Source organism: Legionella stuttgartensis, from assembly GCF_977063405.2.
Window position 1 is genome coordinate 273714 of sequence record NZ_CDRUHA020000033.1, and the last position, 18254, is coordinate 291967.

The window sequence follows — 18254 nt, forward strand, 5'->3', positions numbered from 1 at the left end:
TCGGTTATTTTCAAAATCCAATCATCATACCTAAATCATTGATCACGGGTCTACTATGCAAACAAAACTCATAGAAGGATGCGATTTTAGGAGCATTTTTTGGTATAGTACAAAAAAATATTTTTTCCGGCTCACACTTACAATAAAATAAAGCAGCTTCTGAACAGTGCATGAGATAAACTATGAACTCAAAAATAAAAACCTTATTTGCAGCATTAATGTTGTTGAGCACAGCAGCCATGAGTCAGGCGGATGTTCTACTAAAAGATACTCAAGGTAATACAATTTCTTTTGCATCTCTGAAAGGAAAATGGGTGCTTATTAATTACTGGGCGGGCTGGTGTAAAACCTGTATTGATGAAATTCCTGAACTGAATCAATTTTATCGAAAACACGAAAATGACCCGATCGTATTGTTCGCCGTAAATTATGACGGGTTGCCAATACACAAGCAAAAGAGACTGATTCGCAAATTCAATATCTTATATCCGTCATTAGCTACGGATCCAGCTCTTGCATTAGGATTAGGTGATATTATTGGCGTACCTGTGACCTTCATTATCAATCCACAAGGAGAGCTCGTTAATACACTTTATGGTGGCCAAGACATTAAAACTCTAGATACTGCCCTACAAAAAGCATAATCCTCGTAACTGTAATGTTGGGGCATTTTGACCCAACAATTTAATCGATAGTAAAATAGTTACATCGTAGTCCGGATGCAGCAAAGCAAATCTAAGCTAAAAGCGGTTACAATGAGGGTGGACTGTCCACTGCAAACAACCGTTGTTTTTGCGCTTGGGTAAGGCGGATTTTCAATAACCAATCACCATCTTCATTATGGGACTCACTTAATACAGCACCCAATTCATACAGTTGCGACCGTAATCTTGCCTGGGTTGCTTTGAGTACTACATTTTCAATAAGTACCGCCCCATGCAATTGAGTACTTATGGCCTCTTTGAGCAAATCCAATCCCAAATTTGCGGCGGCAGAAATCCATACTTTACATTTCCCTTCCTGGTAATCAATTTTAGGCGTCCATCCTTCTTGTAAATCAATTTTATTGAATACGAGAATGATAGGGATATCATGTACTCCCAACTCATCTAAAACTTGTTGGACTGAAAACACATTGTCTCGCCAATGGGGATCAGAAATATCGATTACGTGTAGCAATAAATCCGCCTGTTGTGTCTCTTCTAAAGTCGCGCGAAAAGCCTCTACTAGTTGATGCGGTAAATCCCGAATGAATCCCACGGTATCGGTTAAAATCACCGAGGAAGAACCCGGCAAATTCAGCTGGCGCATGGTGGGATCTAATGTGGCGAACAATTGATCGGCCACGTAGATGCTTTCTCCGGTCAATGTATTGAATAAAGTAGATTTCCCAGCATTGGTATAACCTACTAAGGACACGGTCTGTAAAGAAGCCTTACGTCTGGCTTGGCGGTTTTGATCGCGACTACTCCGTACCTTTTCCAAACGTTTGTTAATGTATTTAATGCGTTCTCGCAATAAACGACGGTCGGTTTCTAATTGGGTTTCACCAGGGCCTCTTAATCCAATACCCCCTTTTTGCCGCTCCAAGTGAGTCCAACCCCGAATAAGGCGCGTTGATAAATGTTGTAATTGCGCCAACTCAACTTGCAGTTTCCCTTCAAACGTGCGTGCACGCTGGGCAAAAATATCAAGAATCAAACCACTTCTATCGACCACTCGACATTCAAATAAACGCTCCAGGTTTCGTTCTTGTGATGGGGATAATTCATGGTTGACTAGAACCAATTCGGCATCGAGCGCTTTAACCAGCTGTGCAATCTCTTCTGCTTTACCTTTACCAATATAATACTTGGCATCAGGGGTTGCACGCGTACCTAAAACACAATCCAATAGTTCAGCTTTGGCCGAAAGAGCTAATTCTTCAAATTCCTGCAATGCCTTATCTGCATCAACTCCCGGCAGTGCTAGTTGCACCAATACCGCTCGCTCACCACCTTGAGGACGTTCAAACACTAAGCTGTTCTCCGAAAAATATATTTTTTATTACTATGACTAGAAGATATGAACGATGTAATTATTTCTAATCTCTATAAGGAAAATAAGTTTACTATAATCTTCGTTTATAAACGACCGGCTAGCACTGATATAACTGCGAGAAAAAAATAAAATAGCTCTTTGTTATTTCTCTATACAGCAAATAAAAATATCAAGAACTGTACAAAAAAGAAATAATAAAGAACGTTATGTGGGTAAAAAATTTTTTATCAAATTTTTCAAAGATTAGTCAGATAACTGCATTTAGAATGATATCTACTTTATCATCGATGAGTAGATATCATAACGAAGTGGTGTCTTAAAGGTTTACTTAATAGGGATTATAGGCTGCTGAACTGTCTCAGGCTCTTTAGCCTCTCCTACCTCTCTCTTATACTTAGCCATCATTTCCTTCGGATCCGTATGAGACTCTACAAGCGATTCGTTTAAATTACGCACTTCTTGACCTGAGTTAGTCCGAGAGAAAAAGGTTTTTCCTTTACTAAGGCGACTTAACCCTGTAATAGTAGCAATATTTAAAGCCTCGGCCAAAGTTTCTATAATTGCGATTATCCAAGATCTTTGTTTTACATCAACCACAGACAACATCTTTTGAGAAGCATTATCTATTCTCGCCTCGAAATCTTTTTTGGACATCGGTTTGTCCTGACTATCAAAGACTGCCGCATATAAACCTTTTCGATATTCTTTCTCGGCCCCTTTAAATGACTTAGCTTTACCATCTGGTGCCTCGGTGCTCAATCGACTTCCTATTTGCTTGCAAGTTTCTTCAATTTTAAAAATGGCATTCCTAAATTTCTCGCCTTTTGTGGTGCAACTTCCTTTTGATGTTATTAATGTATCGCCCACTGCAGGGGTATGACCTCCCTTGTTTGTAATGCATGCCATAATTTGAACACCAGTAAGATGCAATGGGTTACCTTTTTGTTTGCTACGGCGATCTAATAAGGTGAAATCATTCATTTTTACTTCTTCAACTATCCCGAGGTTATGCCCTCCGTTTGCTGTGATGCACGAATTAACTTGTTCCGAAGTAAGGTGCAATGTGTTAACGCCCTGTTTTTTAATACTTTTAAGATTTTCATCAAATAATTTAAAATTAGTAATATTTACCTTTTCAGAAGCCCCATCTGGCTTAATATAATGTAAATTTTTATCTTCTCCATCACCACAATAAACATAGCTCCCTTTATACTTTGTCAGATCAGCTGGTAATTCAGGCAGAAAATGAAGGTCACATCTCGTTTTAATATAATACAATTTTCTATTTTCAACATCGTCTTTATTACAATAAATATAGCTCCCTTTATATTTTGTAAGATCAGCTGGCAATTGAGGCAGCAAATGAAGATCGCGCTCGTCGAGTCCATTTAAAAACATACTAAAGACATCTCTGCCTTTAAGAAGAGATTTGCCAGTCACTTGGTGGGTTGGGCCTAACTGAAGCGAACAAAGGGCTTCAATCATTTTGGATTTAGTTTCCAATTCTAGTTCTTTATTTCCATCAATCTCAAACAAAACTTTTCTGAAATTTTTTGCGGTAGGAGTATCCACAAGCGCCCATTGATAGGCCAACCTTTGCTCATCGTTTAATGTCAACGACATTAATATTTCCATAGCTCTGGACTTCTCACTAGTTGGGTCTAATAATCGGCTGAGTTGAGATTTAGAGAGGTCTATATTTGCATCGCGTAAAGTGATTAAACGCTTGTTCCCCAATATCTTTCTTACCCTATCGATTGAAAAATCTTCAGAGCTGAGTTCATCTCGCAGCAACTCATTAATCGAGGGACGCTCAATAAATTTAACGAATGAGGACGCTAATTGAGCATCAAAACCAAAGTGCCGGTATTTATCTAATAGCCTATACTTGCTTAGTTTTTCTGCTAACTCAATCAGGTTTTTACGTTGTTTTTTAGATGTAATTTCATTAATATGTTTAAGATTTTTATCTGTTAGTGTATCAATCGAGCTAGGGAATTGTTCATTTAAATTCTTTAGTTGTGATTCTTCAAGTTGTATATTCAGAAGTTGGTCTTCAGTTTTGTTATAGTATAAAAACTGATTATCCTTAGTGATTATATAACTAGAACTCTTATATGCTCGAAGCTCATCAGGCGCAGGAGTTTTATCTACTCTTTTTAGACCACATACTTGATCTTTATTTACCCTCATTAGAGGGAGGTCATTGACAATAGATAGAAAACTTTTCTCTTCAATAGCTAGTCTATATGCATCTGCTCCTGCATCAAGTGCATCAAGTGTTTTATAAGCTGCTTTAACTTTAGAAAGTAATTCCTTATTTTGATAATTTTTAGATAAAAAATCTACCATATTGTCTCTACTGGAATTAGATTTAGGAGTATCCTGCAGAAACTTAATTATTAAACTGAATTCTTGAAGTTCAATTTTAGGTTGTTTAAATAAAACTTCAATGGCCATAGAGGTGATTGCTGGAGAGGGACTTTTTCTATCCAGCCAATTTAACAGCTTCATCACATTCGGGCTTGAATCCTTTACAAGGTTCTGAAAATATTCAGCAGGCTTACCGCTATAAGCAATGAGTCTTAATATGCCCAGTCCTGGAGCTAATTCAGGTACAGCTAACATCTCTTTTAATAATTTTTCGTTCTCAGCACCAAATGTATGAATCAAATTCAGAAAGCTATTACTATCACTATCTTTAAATTCATCAAAAGATCCCAGAACCCCTAATTTATCTAGATCTATAGCCAATTGATATAAAGCTTTTTCTCTCTTGGCCAGTTCCCCTTCAATTTCTTTAGTAACCGGCTGCGGTTTCTTGGCCAGTTCATCTTTAGTTTTTTTAGTAATCGTATGCAGTTTCTTGGCCAGTTCATTTTTTGGAATTAGGATTTTAGTTACCTGCTCCTCAGTAACTCCGATATTTGCAGCGACTAATGTCTTCAATAAGGAGTTATCTAATATCGGTTTACAGGCTTCGGCAACATTATCAGCGTCTAGTTTTTGAGCCAAAATACCTTTTAATACATTATTTTTTACAAGTTTATTAAATGAACGTACCCATTCTAAATTGGTAGATATTTGGGAAAATGCTGACAAATGCCCTAATTCAAACAAATTTTTTGCCAATTCACATTTGTCTCTGGCATCCTTTTTAACTTCTTTTACATCTTTTACATCTTTTACATCTAAAGCAGCAACTATCTTTCTAAACTCTTCGGATTTTAGAACTAACTCCTCATATGATTTAGAATCCGATATCTCTAGCTCAACTAGTTTTGCTAAAGTTTTTTGAACAGCAGAAACGTCTACGGAAGTAATTATCTCTCTAAACTTTTGAGAGCTTAGAGCCAATTCATATAATTCGGAATTTGATATCTTTAGCTCGACTAATCTCGCCAGAGCTTCTTGAGCTGACTTTAATACTTTCTCATTGTCTATATTTTCAGATAAAAAGCCAAGCAATAATTCTGGTTTAATCTTTTCAATTCCGGGGGTTTTATTTAAAAAACCAATTAGCTTTTTGAGCTTGCATAATTGAAACACGCGGCTTGGATCCAAACCTAGATCTTCGATGTTTGGAATAACATCCTTTAAAAATGAAAATGGACGACCTATTACCTCTCTATTTATTTCTCTATCTGGATACGTTAATAAAAATTGAGTAGTTAATGTCAAAACCATCTCATTTTTAGGTTTATTGGCTGCTTGTACTTTAGAAATAAATTGACTCAGCCCCATCAATTGGTCGATGAGCTGTGCTAGATGCTCCGAATTTTCGAGCAACCTCATCAGCCCAGCAGAGTTCTTACTTTTTTGAATTAAATCATGGATTGAGCGTAAACGATCTAACTTTCCATCTTGTAAAATTTGCTTCAATATTTTATGGTTTTGCTCATTACCTGCCAGTTTATTAAAAAATCTAAAGTAGTCTTCATTTTTTTCAGGAGCACCTACAAACTTCTCGAATTTATCTAGGCAACCTAATTGATATAAATTATGCGTTAATATAAGTAGCTCTTTTTTAATTTTCGGGCGTGTCTTCAATGATTCATTACCTAAGATGATTGCTAGTTTTTTTGATAATTCGCTATTTTCATCCAAGCAAGCTTTAATTACATCTTTACTCAATTTTTTGTGCTCTATTGAGTAAAACAATTCGATTATAAAAGGATTTTTAATTATATCTTCAGCTCTATCTTGCAGAAGCTTCATCCATTCTGCATCGTCATCGAATGGTTCATCTCGAACTATGCGTCCAGTAAATAATTCATGAAGTAACTCAGCATTTTTCTTAATTGTGCCATCAGCATTCAAAATGCTACTAATTATTTCTCCTACGGGTGAATCAGCGAGAACTTTCATTGTATTCACTGCATTTGGGAATGATTGGTAGTCAACTGTTTCAACTTTTTCCAAACCATCTACCATAAAAGCCCTCGGGTCCACTGAAGACAAGATGTGAACCTGGTGTTGATCTTTTGGTAGATGAACATTTCTGGTTACGATAATTAGCCATTGCTCAGGTTTATCTTTTCGATAATAAAAGGAAATACCTGCTGGTACTCCTTGAGAGTCAAGATAAGCACCTCGTGCATCATCTGCATTTCTAAAAGCTGTCTCGACATAATCCTCTGGATCATTCTCATCATAGAAAGGAATTGGCCCCAATATAAACTTTAAACCGGAGCCTTCCATATCCCCCTGCATATAATAGTCGCTAATTTGCTTCGCATCTGCAGACTCAGGTTGAGTTAAATGAGAAAAACCTCCGTTTAATGTTATCAATCTCTTAAGTTGGTCATTAGTAAGCAATAATAGGGTTTTAGTCTCTTCTTTGGTTTTATTGTATTCCCCGATCGCCTTATCAAATTGATTGAAATCAATAATAACTACATTTTCAGCAATCCCATCTGAATTTATATAATAAAGATTTTTACTGTCCTCAGTATTGCAATATATATAGCTCTCTTTATATTCTGTCACATCGGAAGGCAACCCAGACATCAAATGAAGGGGGGGATCAGGTAAAAAATATTGCTCAAGTTTTTTCTTTAACCCGGGTGTATGAAACGTTGGGACTCGTCCATATATATCTTTTTGAATTTCACCAGTACCTATATCCTTTCTTATGTTTACCATTGACTTTAAGCCACAATCACTAAAAAGTTTAGCAAATGAACCTTCAAGATAATAAAACTTAGGTTCAGACTTAGACATAGACATATACGGATTCCTGGTTAATAGTAGTCAAATGTGATCGTTTTATAGCTAATTATAGAATATATTTCATTAACAATTCATTAAGTGTGCATCAAAATAGAAATGTACAACGACTGTCATTGAATTAAAAACCGTCACTCCCGCCTTCGCGGGAATGACAATGCAGGTATCAATAGGGATAATGAAGTTTGGCACTCAATTTCCTAGCCTTCTTCCGGCCCTTCGTTTCCAGAGTTTTCATCTTCCGCTGGCATTTTTATTGCGCGGGAAGGAACGACTGTAGAAATTGCATGCTTATAAACCATTTGAGTGATCGAATTTTTCAGCATGACTACATATTGATCAAAAGAGTCCACGATACCGTGTAGTTTAATTCCGTTGACCAAAAAAATAGATACAGGCACCTTTTCTTTGCGTAATTCATTTAAAAAGGGGTCTTGTAGTAAATGAGTTTTAGACATTGCCCACTCCTTGTTGTTATTGTATTTTTAAAAGGCAAAACATGCATCTGATCACTTATTCGACATTTTTTGCTAAAACTTTAGATTAATTTCATGACAGTTCGATTTTAATCCGTTACTATAGTTTGCAAATTTAACTCTAAATTCTACTAAAAACGGAATTTCGGTAACTTACGCCGGAAGAGAACAAAGGAGATAACTTATCATTTTGCTGGAGTAAACTCCTTTGTATATAGTTCATTACACTTTCTCATCTTCATTAAGGAGGATTAAATGGCATTTACCCGTATCGATTTAACTACGCTAAAAAATCCCTATGAGCACCTCAGCAATGGCGACGCATTGGCAAAGAATGCTAAGGAACTCAACGCCTTAAGTACTAAAGAACAAATTTCTCTTGCTACTAAACTCATTGCGGAATGTCCTGAGTCAGAATTCAAGCAATATGGTCTTCATATTAGATCATTAAGTGGCTTCGTTAAAAGCGAAGGCTCATTTCACTCGATCCTTTCCGAAGCATATCAAGTACGGCGGCGAATCTCCTCGTTACTTGATCCTCTCAATAAGACACCTCAGACCTTATTTTCAATAAGAGAATTTGATTCCGCACCTTTCCATCGTTTCAGCTCCCTCGCCGAGCAGGTATTAGAGGGTAATGAGTCAGCGATTGCAGAACGACTAGCCTTATGCACACCTGAAAACGAACGCAGCTCTATCGCTCATAACATAAGCACCGCGTTCCCCGAGCATAGTCTTGCAGAAAAAACCCAAACTGCATTCATGCTGCGTCGAAATATTGAGCGCTTGTTATTAAAAGAAAATCCAGAGAAATTTTTTACAAGTCGCGATTTCAATAAAGAGACCTGCAAAATGTTCGTAAATATGTGTAGCACTTTATTGAAGGGTCATGAAGCAACGATTGGAGAAAAATTAGGTGCTCTAGAAGATCAGGCGCAAGCATCAATTAAACGTCACTTAGAATTGTTGCACACTGAAGTATTTGACGAGACCAATCCGTTTAAACTCATTGCGGATTCCATGAAAACAAAAGAAAGCATTGAGCAAAAGAAAAATGAATCTCAAGCTATTAATCCAAATGGTTTCTTATTTAAGAGCACGCTAATTCCGCCACTGAGCAGAAAAAAACAAACTAAGGAAGAACTTGAATCAAGTAGTAATACTGATGAAAAGGAGCGCTCTTTTGACAAAGATGAAGAATATGAAGACTCACAGGATAGTTCTCCTACGAACGCTTGGTTTTAAATACATCCGCCCTTACAAAGTAAGGGCACTTTTTTTTGATCCTTAATTTCAAGAGAGGTAAGTTAATGACGCAAGAAAAACTGACTGTCGCATTAGTACAAGAAAAATGGTACGAAAACCCTAAAGAACATCAAGATAAACTGGCTTCCGGAGTCCATGCTGCAGCCCAACAGGGAGCTGCTGTCGTTTGTTTGCAAGAACTAACCCTAAGTCCTTATTTCTGTACGCGCTCAGATGTAGATCCTACTCCTTTTATGGAAGATATTCATACCGGCCCTACCGCCCAATTCGTCAGTAAAATGGCAAAGACTTATAATCTATGTATCACCGCTTCTCTATTTGAAAAAGCAGGTTATAACACCGCTGTGGCCTACAATAATAAGGGAGAACTTGTTGCAGTCACCCGAAAGCAACATATCCCCAGCGGGGAAAAATATCATGAAAACTTTTACTTTAAACCAGGGGACTCCAATTACCCTGTTCATCAAATCGCAGGGCATACCTGGGGATTACCAACCTGTTATGATCAATGGTTTCCAGAGTTGTCACGAATTTATGGCTTAAAAGGTACCGAAATCTTGGTCTATCCCACCGCCATAGGTGGCGAGCCTACGGCTCCTGAAGTTGATACGCAACCTATGTGGCAAAAGGTAATGGTGGCACAAGGAATCATGAGCAATACGTTTATCATTGCGGCCAATAGAATTGGTTGTGAAGATGGATTGGAATTTTATGGCAGCAGCTTCATTAGTACTCCCATGGGTGAAATATTGGCGCAAGCCTCTCGCGACAAACCAGCCGTACTCGTTGCAGAATTAGATTTTAGTCAACGTACATTGTGGGGAAGACTATTTCCTTTTGCACAACAGCGAGAACCTACCACCTACCATGATCTGGTAAAATCACGTTAATCCCTTTGGAATATCGACATTATGAACATCAGTGCACCATCTGAAGAAAATTTATATAATATCAATAACTGGGGTGAGGGATACTTCAGTATTAATGCCAAAGGGAATATTGAAATGAGTAAGGCGCCAGGAAAGCCTGGTGTCGAGTTGCAAGCTATTGTTAATGCGGCGAGCAGGACAGGATTGCATCTACCGCTTCTAATTCGCTGTTCTGATATCTTACATGACCGGGTGCATCGCATTTATGAAGCATTTTCTCAGGCCATAGAAGAAAATGAATATTCTGGTCATTACAAGCTCGTTTATCCCATTAAAGTAAACCAAGAGCAAAGTGTTGTTCGCGAATTGTTGAAATCACCAAATCACTCTATAGGACTGGAAGCAGGCTCAAAACCCGAACTTATGGCGGTCATTGGCATGCTGGGCAATCAACAAAACAGCACCATAGTTTGTAACGGTTATAAGGACAGTTATTATATTCGTACGGCATTAATAGCCCAACAAATGGGGCATAAGGTTTTTATTGTTGTTGAAAAGATATCTGAGTTGGATATTATTTTAAAAGAATCTGCTCGCTTGAAAATAAAGCCCTCGCTCGGCGTTCGTATCCGTTTAATTACTAAAAGTGCAGGGAAGTGGGAACATACCGGGGGTGTCAAATCCAAATTTGGTCTTACTGCAAAACAAGTACTCGAATTAGTGAACTGCTTAAAAGCTCACGACATGCTCGATTGCCTGCAATTGATGCATTGTCACTTAGGCTCACAAATAGCCAATATTCACGACATTCGTCACTGCATGCAGGAAGTGTCTCGTTACTATGTTGAGTTACGCCAGCTTAATGCACCAATAGATACTATAGATGTGGGGGGTGGGCTTAGTGTGGATTATGAGGGCACACATTCAAATCAAGGTTGCTCCATGAACTACAGCTTGCGTGAATATGCCACTCATATTCTCCTCGCCATTCAATATTTATGTCAGGAAGCAAATGTTCCTGAACCTAACATTATTTCCGAATCAGGCAGAGCACTAACAGCTCATCATGCTGTTTTAATTTCTGATATTAGTGATATAGAAATAATTAATAAGTCCCCCTCGCTTCCGGAAATTACCAATGAGGATTCGCATGTAATTCGCGATATTTATGATACCTATCATTCTATTACCGCAAGCTCACCCATTGAAATCTATAACTACGCAGAGCATTCATTAAATGAAGCCCATTCTTTGTTTAAGCATGGGGTTATTAGCTTACAAGAAAAGGCTAAAGTTGAGGCATTTTATACCAATATATGCTTGGAACTTAAAACGCGTCTCAATGTAGAGAATCCTACTGAAGAAGCTTTATTGGCAAAAATCAATGAAGACATGGCAGTTAAGGTTTTTTGTAATATCTCGTTTTTCCAATCAATTCCTGATGCCTGGGCTATAGGACAAATTTTTCCAATTGCCCCCATTTCCCAACTTACTAAAACACCCGCCATGCACAGTGTGTTACAAGATTTAACCTGTGACTCAGATGGCACCATTAAAGAGTATCTTGGCAGTTCTTGTGTGAACTCAACATTAATGTTGCCTCCCTATGATAGTAACAATCCTTACTCTCTAGGCTTTTTCTTAGTAGGGGCGTACCAGGAAATATTAGGTAATTTACATAATTTATTTGGGGATACGAACTCTCTGGATGTCAAACTCTTTGATGATGGACAGTTTGAGCTAAATGATTTGGTTAGTGGCGATACCGTAACCAATGTTTTGAATCTTGCTCATTTTGATACGAAGAAACTTGTTCAATCTTACGAAAAGCAATTAATTCAAGCCGAATTACCTAAAGAAACAACGCTTCTATATTTAAATGAATTAAGAAGTATTTTTTCTCAATTAACCTATTTAGACGAAAACATTCGGAGAAAATAAGATGACACCAAAACAAAGTGGATTTTTAATGCCCGCTGAGTGGCATCCACATGAGCGCTGCTGGATGGCATGGCCCTGTCACCTTGAAACCTGGTCTAAAATAGGCCTACAAAAGGCTCGTGCCGCTTATGCTCGAGTTGCCCAAGCCATCGCTCAATATGAACCAGTGACAATGTTAGTTAATCCTGGAGATGAGGAATCGGCCAAAAGCTTATGTGGTGATGGAATTAGCTTATTTACTCTCCCCATCAATGACTCATGGACAAGGGATACCGGACCTACTTTTTTGTTAAACCAAAAACATCAATTAGCAGGTGTCGATTGGATTCACAATGCGTGGGGTGGTAACTATCAAGATTGCGCCCTGGATAACCAAATTGCGGCCGCAATCATTAAACGAACACATGCTTTATCCTTTTCAGCACCTCTGGTGATGGAGGGAGGATCATTCCATGTAGATGGCGAAGGAACGATTTTAACTACTCGTGAATGCCTACTCAATGAGAATCGAAATCCTCAACTCAGCCAAACAGAGATTGAAAACTACCTGTATGATTTTCTTGGTTATCAAAAAATTATCTGGCTAAACAAAGGATTATTAGGTGATGAAACGGATGGTCATGTCGATGAAATTGCCTGTTTTATTGCCCCAGGAAAAGTTTTATGCCTTATTACCCACGATAAAGAAGATCCAAACTATGCTGCATTACACGAAAATATGGAAATTCTTAAATCAACAACTGATGCGAAGGGTCGAGCGCTAGAAGTTTTTACTGTAGAACAACCGCCAGCGACTTACCTTAATGGCGAACGATTAACTTTATCCTATATCAATTTTTATTTGGCGAATAAAGGGATTGTCATGCCTGCTTTTGGTCATGAAGCACAAGATAAGGCAGCTTATCAATTATTTACCCAATTATATCCCGGTTATCATATTACCCAAATTGATGCCCTGGATGTATTTGCCGGTGGTGGTGGGATTCATTGTATTACTCAACAAGAACCCAAGACAACACGTACTTCTCTTTGAGATATTTCTTACGTTCTGTTGCTCTATCCACGCAATGACAACAACCACCAAAAGACTATACTCTAACTATAAAGGACGACACGGAATTGTCTGACAGGAAGTCGAACTACAGGGACCAGTACATGGGATGTACTCCGCTGCAAGGATGCAGCACACTAAAATGCTTAAAATCTTATTTCTCCGTAAGAAAAAAGTCTCTCTTTCATCAATGACTGAGAAGAAGAGAGACTGTTTTTTATTTCGAAAATTAAAGGATCAGCTCAAACTCCATTTATCTTCATAACTTATACTGAGCAATGATTTCTTCTTCCTCTTTCTCGGTAAATTCTTTAACGAACTTTCCTTTAAAATCTCCGAAAACACCACTAAAATGCCCTTCAAATTTACGAGTTTGAAATAGAGTTCCCGCTAACAAGTGACTTTTAGCAACCAGATCCTGGACATTTGGTGAAGAACTTTTAGGTTCGTTATTATTGTTATCAATATCCTTTTTTCCATCCTGTTTTTGTTCTTTCAGTTTTTTTTCTACTGCAATAATAATTTCATCTGCGGCAGCATCTAGAACTACGTTTTGACCATCTAACCCATCACGATGTTCGTTGATAACATAGATATCGGCCCCCATTGCACTGCTTGCTGTGTATTTGAGAAAGCCTGGACCTACATATTTTCGTTCTTGTTTCTCGCTGTCCTCACGAACACGTCCACGATGTGCTATATCACGACTAATACGACGCTCAAGAATGTCTGAATAACTATCCGTAGCAATATTCGCAGTAACAACGGTCAAATTGGAAGGCCAATATTTTTTATAAAAATACTGAGCAAATATACCTTCCAAAATAATGACATCGGATGGATGAACCTCTTCTTTGTCGATACGACTATTGGTTTTAAAATCAAAAATTGGTTTCGTCACTGACTTGCCATGATGAAGCAACTGAATATGTTCTTGTAATAAATCTAAATAGAGCATATCTGGGGTATCGAAATTAGTGTCTCTGCGATATGCTTGGATATCCACTTCTTTGGGACACTCACGATAATAATCATCCATATTTAGTAGTTGTGCGCTTACTCCATTTTGTTTTAGCTTTTTTAGTACATGCTCAGATAAGCCTGTCTTTCCGGAGCCTGAGGCTCCTCCAATAATTATAAAAATCATATTTCGCCTCAAAGATATGTCAAATTTGGATTCATAAAGCGTGAGGATTATACATATATGCTTTTGATTACACAAACAAAACATTGATGTATTTTCTTGATTTTTATATATATTTGCACAAGTGCCTCAACGTTATTTAAGTTAACGTATTGTGTCCGTCATTCGCTACTCCTGACTCTTAATCCTAAGAAAAGAGCAAGAGTCAGATGTTTACTCGGCAAAAAACACCTATCCGATTATTTATAATTTACCAAATCATGAATTAAGTTACCTAGCTCTGGGGTTCCTAATCCGGTCACGTAGTCATAACCTTTTTGGGCGGTACAGTAGTATCCACATTTTCCATTAGTTCCAATGGTAATATCATTAAAATTGTAGTGATATTTTCCCGGATTTGCTGCAGCGTAGAGCACGCTAATAAAACGGGTACCGTATACTTTAGAATACAGTGAGTTTGTAATCGCCACGATTCCTGCCCATTGTGGTGCACCCGCACTGGTACCACCGACTACGGCCCAACCTACACCATCGCTACTAGGAACTGAGTTATACACTGAAAACCCTGTTTCTGGATCCGCATTATAAGCTACATCGGGAACTCCTCGCTTATTAGTAGATTTTGGAATAGGTAATTTTTTTTGATGCGCAGGCCAAGGTTCTACAATGCTCACTCCACCACCACTTCCGGACCATGCCTCCTCACCTTGATAGTTTCCGTAGTTATCTACAAGTAATGTAGTTCCGCCAACTGCCAAAACATAAGGTGATGATGCGGGATAGAGGGTTCCTTTCCCGCTATCTCCTGAAGAAGCTACAAAAGTGACCTTTGGATTATTAAATATCACATCATAATAAGTTTCTTCGCGAAACTCATCTGCACCCCAACTCATGGATACCACGGTGGCTCCATTTTTAACTGCGACCTGTACGGCTTTAAATAAACTACCTCCGGTATCATCTGCTGCCTCTACTAAAATTATTTTAGCTGCAGGCGCTACAGCATGTGCCCACTCGACATCCAGAGCAATTTCTCCAGCCCATCCAGCATCTGTTTTTGGCTTTTTGCCACTTGCATAGATTTTCTTAAAACACCCATTTGCAGTTGTGCATACAGGTAAGGCAAAACGTTTTGAGAAAACCCCTAGATCTGCTTCAATTTTGGGGTCGTCATAAGCATCGACTATGGCAATAATTTGTCCCTTTCCTTGTGAGCTCACTGAATTATATCCATAAGCAACACGTACCTGACTTGGAGTTAATCCTGTGGGAGTAAAATGGGGGGTATTTGGTTTATAATGGATAGGATGATGTACTATCCCAGACGCTTTGGGTAAAGCATAGGTCTGAACACTCAATAATCCGAGTACAACGGGTGTCACTAATAATTTAAATGGGAAACCATTTAACTTCAATTTCATAGTATCTCCTTATATCGATGTAATTAAATCCTTCATCGCTTGCACACGTAGCAACGTTATTAGTTTCAATTAGGAATAGCTGGAATAATTGACTTAATTGCATTGAACACTTCATATCCGCTTGAAATGTATTATCTGACACGTAGGGTGATTAATGTGCAGTAATCCTGTCATAGGAGTTATCATTTGTCCAGAATTGTTTTCATAAGGGTCCTCCAGGAGTTACTAAAAATCTCCGGCTGTTGAATGCCATCTACTTGAGATCCCTCAATGCGTTCTAAGTGCTTATCCTAAGGAACATTCAATGGAGTCAACTTACACTTGTTGCCTGGTAGCGAAATCCGGGGACCTCGCTAAGATCTCCCGGATTAGAATGATTGTTCAGCGGAATACTTTATACGTCTATATTTTCAGCTTCTAAAGCATTATTTTCAATAAACTCACGTCTTGGCTCAACATTGTCTCCCATTAATGTCGTGAAAATAGCATCTGCAGCCACTGCGTCTTCGATACTGACCTGCAGCATACGACGCACAGAAGGATCCATAGTTGTTTCCCATAGTTGGCCTGGATTCATTTCCCCAAGACCTTTATAACGCTGAATCGCTTGACCTTTTTTGGCTTCTTCCATCAGCCAGTTTAAGGCGTGTTCAAAGTTTTCTACCGGCAGCTCTTTGTCACCTCGTTTAACATACGCGCCTTCCTCAACTAAACTTGCTAGCTTAGAACCTAGATTAACTAGTTCTTTATAGTCTTTAGAGTAGAAGAATTCGGCATTCATGGGGATGTAATTATCCATTCCATGTTGGGTAACAATGATTCGCGGTATAAATTGGTTAGTATCCGCTATAGAGTGTACCTCAACTTGGTACTGCTCTGTCTTACTTCCAAGTTGTTGCAAACTTAAATGCAACTGTTTGCACCAATTGGCTATTTTTTCTTGTTGATTGAAATCTTCACTATGCAACGCGGGCAAATACGCAACTCGCTTCAGTATATCGGTTGGATATCTTCTTTTATACCTCTTGATAATTTTTTCAGCACGTCGATATTGTTGCACCAAGTCTTCTAATGCCATAGCAGCAATTGCAGGAGCATCTTTCGCTGGGTAGAAGGCGGCCCCGTCTAATGCGCTCTGTGTTAAATATTCATACAATGCCTCATCATCTTTTACATATTGCTCTTGTTTTCCACGCTTAACTTTATATAGCGGTGGTTGAGCGATGTAAATATATCCACGCTCAAGCAATTCCGGGGTTTGTCTATAGAAAAAGGTAAGTAATAAGGTTCTGATATGCGAGCCGTCAACATCGGCGTCGGTCATGATAATAATACGATGATAACGTACTTTATCCGGATCATATTCATCAGGTCCTATGCCACAACCTAAAGCAGTGATGAGCGTCGCAACCTCTTGTGATGAAAGCATTTTATCAAATCGTGCTTTTTCCACATTCAATATTTTTCCTTTGAGCGGTAAAATTGCTTGGAACTTTCTATCCCGCCCCTGTTTTGCGGAACCACCCGCTGAGTCTCCCTCTACTAGATATAGCTCGGATAATGCCGGGTCTTTTTCTTGGCAATCAGCCAGTTTTCCGGGTAAGCCGGCGATATCCAATGCACCTTTTCGGCGAGTCATTTCCCGAGCGCGTCGAGCGGCTTCTCTTGCTCGCGCAGCATCTATTATTTTAGCAACAATTGCTTTGGCACATGCTGGATTTTCCAAGAGGAAATCATTGAATTTCTCAGCCACACTGGACTCAACAACTGATTTTACTTCAGAAGAAACTAGCTTATCCTTTGTTTGAGAAGAAAATTTTGGATCGGGTACTTTAACAGAAAGTACCGCTGTTAATCCTTCACGAGCATCATCTCCCGTTGGGGATACTTTGGCCTTTTTGGCATACCCCTCCGTTTCGATATAATTATTTAGTGTTCTGGTTAGTGCAGCCCTGAAGCCAGCCATATGAGTTCCACCATCACGCTGGGGAATGTTGTTAGTAAAGCAATAAAGAGTTTCTTGATATGAATCATTCCACTGCATAGAAAGTTCAACAACAATATTATCTTTTTCAGCGCTCATAGAAAACACTGTAGGTATAATGACGTTTTTATTTTTATTAAGATGCTCAACAAACGCCTTTATTCCCCCTTCATAATGAAAGGTATCTTGTCGTTGAGTTCGCTCATCAAACAAATGAATACACACACCAGAGTTTAAATAGGATAACTCTCTTAGCCGTTTTGCTAAAATATCGTAATGAAATTCAATATTGGAGAATGTTGCAGCACTTGGTTTGAACCAAATTTGCGTGCCCGTCGTTGTTGCATCGCCTGTTTCTGCCATTGGGGCTTCAGGAACCCCATTGCGATAATGTTGTTCATGAATTCTACCATGACGACGCACGGTCAAATGCAATTCTTCTGATAAGGCATTAACTACTGAAACACCAACGCCGTGCAAACCACCTGATACTTTATAGGAGTTATCATCAAACTTACCTCCTGCGTGAAGTACAGTCATGATTACTTCCGCAGCAGAACGCCCTTCTTCTTTATGAATATCAACTGGGATTCCTCGTCCATCATCTTTAACACTAATTGACTCATCAGAATGAATAGTAACAAAAATCTCTTTGCAGTGTCCTGCCAGTGCTTCATCTATAGAGTTATCAACTACTTCAAAAACCATGTGGTGCAGACCGGTACCATCATCCGTATCACCGATATACATCCCGGGTCTTTTTCGTACGGCATCTAACCCCTTTAGGACTTTAATATTATTTGAATCGTAACTGGCATCAACGCTCATTAGTT

The 18254-nt window shown here is 38.6% G+C and carries 11 protein-coding genes; 5 read left to right on the plus strand and 6 right to left on the minus strand.

What is annotated here, in order from left to right; all coding sequences use genetic code 11:
- The first annotated feature begins 182 nt into the window (after positions 1 to 182).
- On the plus strand, positions 183 to 644 hold the full coding sequence (locus ACWTEW_RS09905; protein ID WP_454781517.1) for a TlpA disulfide reductase family protein: 462 nt from the start codon (positions 183 to 185) through the stop codon (positions 642 to 644).
- A 106-nt stretch (positions 645 to 750) separates the two neighbouring features.
- Here the strand turns inward: ACWTEW_RS09905 and hflX are convergent, their stop codons facing one another.
- From hflX to hfq, 3 genes are all read right to left on the minus strand, one after another.
- Positions 751 to 2016, minus strand: coding sequence for a ribosome rescue GTPase HflX (gene hflX, locus ACWTEW_RS09910; protein ID WP_454781518.1), 1266 nt, complete (start codon positions 2014 to 2016; stop codon positions 751 to 753).
- 348 nt (positions 2017 to 2364) lie between these two features.
- Positions 2365 to 7029 (minus strand): hypothetical protein, encoded by a 4665-nt coding sequence (locus tag ACWTEW_RS09915; protein ID WP_454781519.1) that lies wholly within the window; start codon positions 7027 to 7029, stop codon positions 2365 to 2367.
- Positions 7030 to 7469: 440 nt separating this feature from the next.
- Positions 7470 to 7727, minus strand: coding sequence for an RNA chaperone Hfq (gene hfq / locus ACWTEW_RS09920; protein WP_454781520.1), 258 nt, complete (start codon positions 7725 to 7727; stop codon positions 7470 to 7472).
- 273 nt (positions 7728 to 8000) lie between these two features.
- Here hfq and ACWTEW_RS09925 point away from each other — a divergent pair, with 273 nt between their 5' ends.
- From ACWTEW_RS09925 to ACWTEW_RS09940, 4 genes are all read left to right on the plus strand, one after another.
- A complete protein-coding gene (locus ACWTEW_RS09925) occupies positions 8001 to 8990 on the plus strand; it encodes a lpg0008 family Dot/Icm T4SS effector (RefSeq protein ID WP_454781521.1) in 990 nt (329 codons plus the stop codon).
- Positions 8991 to 9055: 65 nt separating this feature from the next.
- Positions 9056 to 9901 carry a nitrilase-related carbon-nitrogen hydrolase gene (locus ACWTEW_RS09930; protein WP_454781522.1) on the plus strand — a complete coding sequence of 282 codons (846 nt, stop codon included), beginning with the start codon at positions 9056 to 9058 and terminating at the stop codon, positions 9899 to 9901.
- Between the two features lie 21 nt (positions 9902 to 9922).
- Positions 9923 to 11821 (plus strand): biosynthetic arginine decarboxylase, encoded by a 1899-nt coding sequence (speA, locus tag ACWTEW_RS09935; protein WP_454781523.1) that lies wholly within the window; start codon positions 9923 to 9925, stop codon positions 11819 to 11821.
- A 1-nt stretch (position 11822) separates the two neighbouring features.
- Complete coding sequence (locus ACWTEW_RS09940) at positions 11823 to 12854, plus strand: agmatine deiminase family protein (protein ID WP_454781524.1); 1032 nt, start codon at positions 11823 to 11825, stop codon at positions 12852 to 12854.
- Positions 12855 to 13131: 277 nt separating this feature from the next.
- Here ACWTEW_RS09940 and ACWTEW_RS09945 read toward each other — a convergent pair whose 3' ends face one another.
- The 3 genes from ACWTEW_RS09945 to gyrB form a co-directional block, all read right to left on the minus strand.
- Positions 13132 to 14019 carry a uridine kinase family protein gene (locus tag ACWTEW_RS09945; protein ID WP_454781525.1) on the minus strand — a complete coding sequence of 296 codons (888 nt, stop codon included), beginning with the start codon at positions 14017 to 14019 and terminating at the stop codon, positions 13132 to 13134.
- A 236-nt stretch (positions 14020 to 14255) separates the two neighbouring features.
- Entirely contained in the window at positions 14256 to 15437 is a 1182-nt protein-coding gene (locus ACWTEW_RS09950; protein ID WP_454781526.1) for a S53 family peptidase, read from the minus strand.
- Between the two features lie 394 nt (positions 15438 to 15831).
- Positions 15832 to 18249 carry a DNA topoisomerase (ATP-hydrolyzing) subunit B gene (gene gyrB / locus ACWTEW_RS09955; protein ID WP_454781527.1) on the minus strand — a complete coding sequence of 806 codons (2418 nt, stop codon included), beginning with the start codon at positions 18247 to 18249 and terminating at the stop codon, positions 15832 to 15834.
- Positions 18250 to 18254 lie beyond the last annotated feature (5 nt).

Bases quoted from the DNA above. Each gene is read 5' to 3' on its own strand.
- ACWTEW_RS09905 (WP_454781517.1), top strand. From the start codon at position 183: ATGAACTCAAAAATAAAAACCTTATTTGCAGCATTAATGTTGTTGAGC.
- hfq (WP_454781520.1), bottom strand. From the start codon at position 7,727: ATGTCTAAAACTCATTTACTACAAGACCCCTTTTTAAATGAATTACGC.
- ACWTEW_RS09925 (WP_454781521.1), top strand. From the start codon at position 8,001: ATGGCATTTACCCGTATCGATTTAACTACGCTAAAAAATCCCTATGAG.
- ACWTEW_RS09930 (WP_454781522.1), top strand. From the start codon at position 9,056: ATGACGCAAGAAAAACTGACTGTCGCATTAGTACAAGAAAAATGGTAC.
- speA (WP_454781523.1), top strand. From the start codon at position 9,923: ATGAACATCAGTGCACCATCTGAAGAAAATTTATATAATATCAATAAC.
- ACWTEW_RS09940 (WP_454781524.1), top strand. From the start codon at position 11,823: ATGACACCAAAACAAAGTGGATTTTTAATGCCCGCTGAGTGGCATCCA.
- ACWTEW_RS09945 (WP_454781525.1), bottom strand. From the start codon at position 14,019: ATGATTTTTATAATTATTGGAGGAGCCTCAGGCTCCGGAAAGACAGGC.
- ACWTEW_RS09950 (WP_454781526.1), bottom strand. From the start codon at position 15,437: ATGAAATTGAAGTTAAATGGTTTCCCATTTAAATTATTAGTGACACCC.
- gyrB (WP_454781527.1), bottom strand. From the start codon at position 18,249: ATGAGCGTTGATGCCAGTTACGATTCAAATAATATTAAAGTCCTAAAG.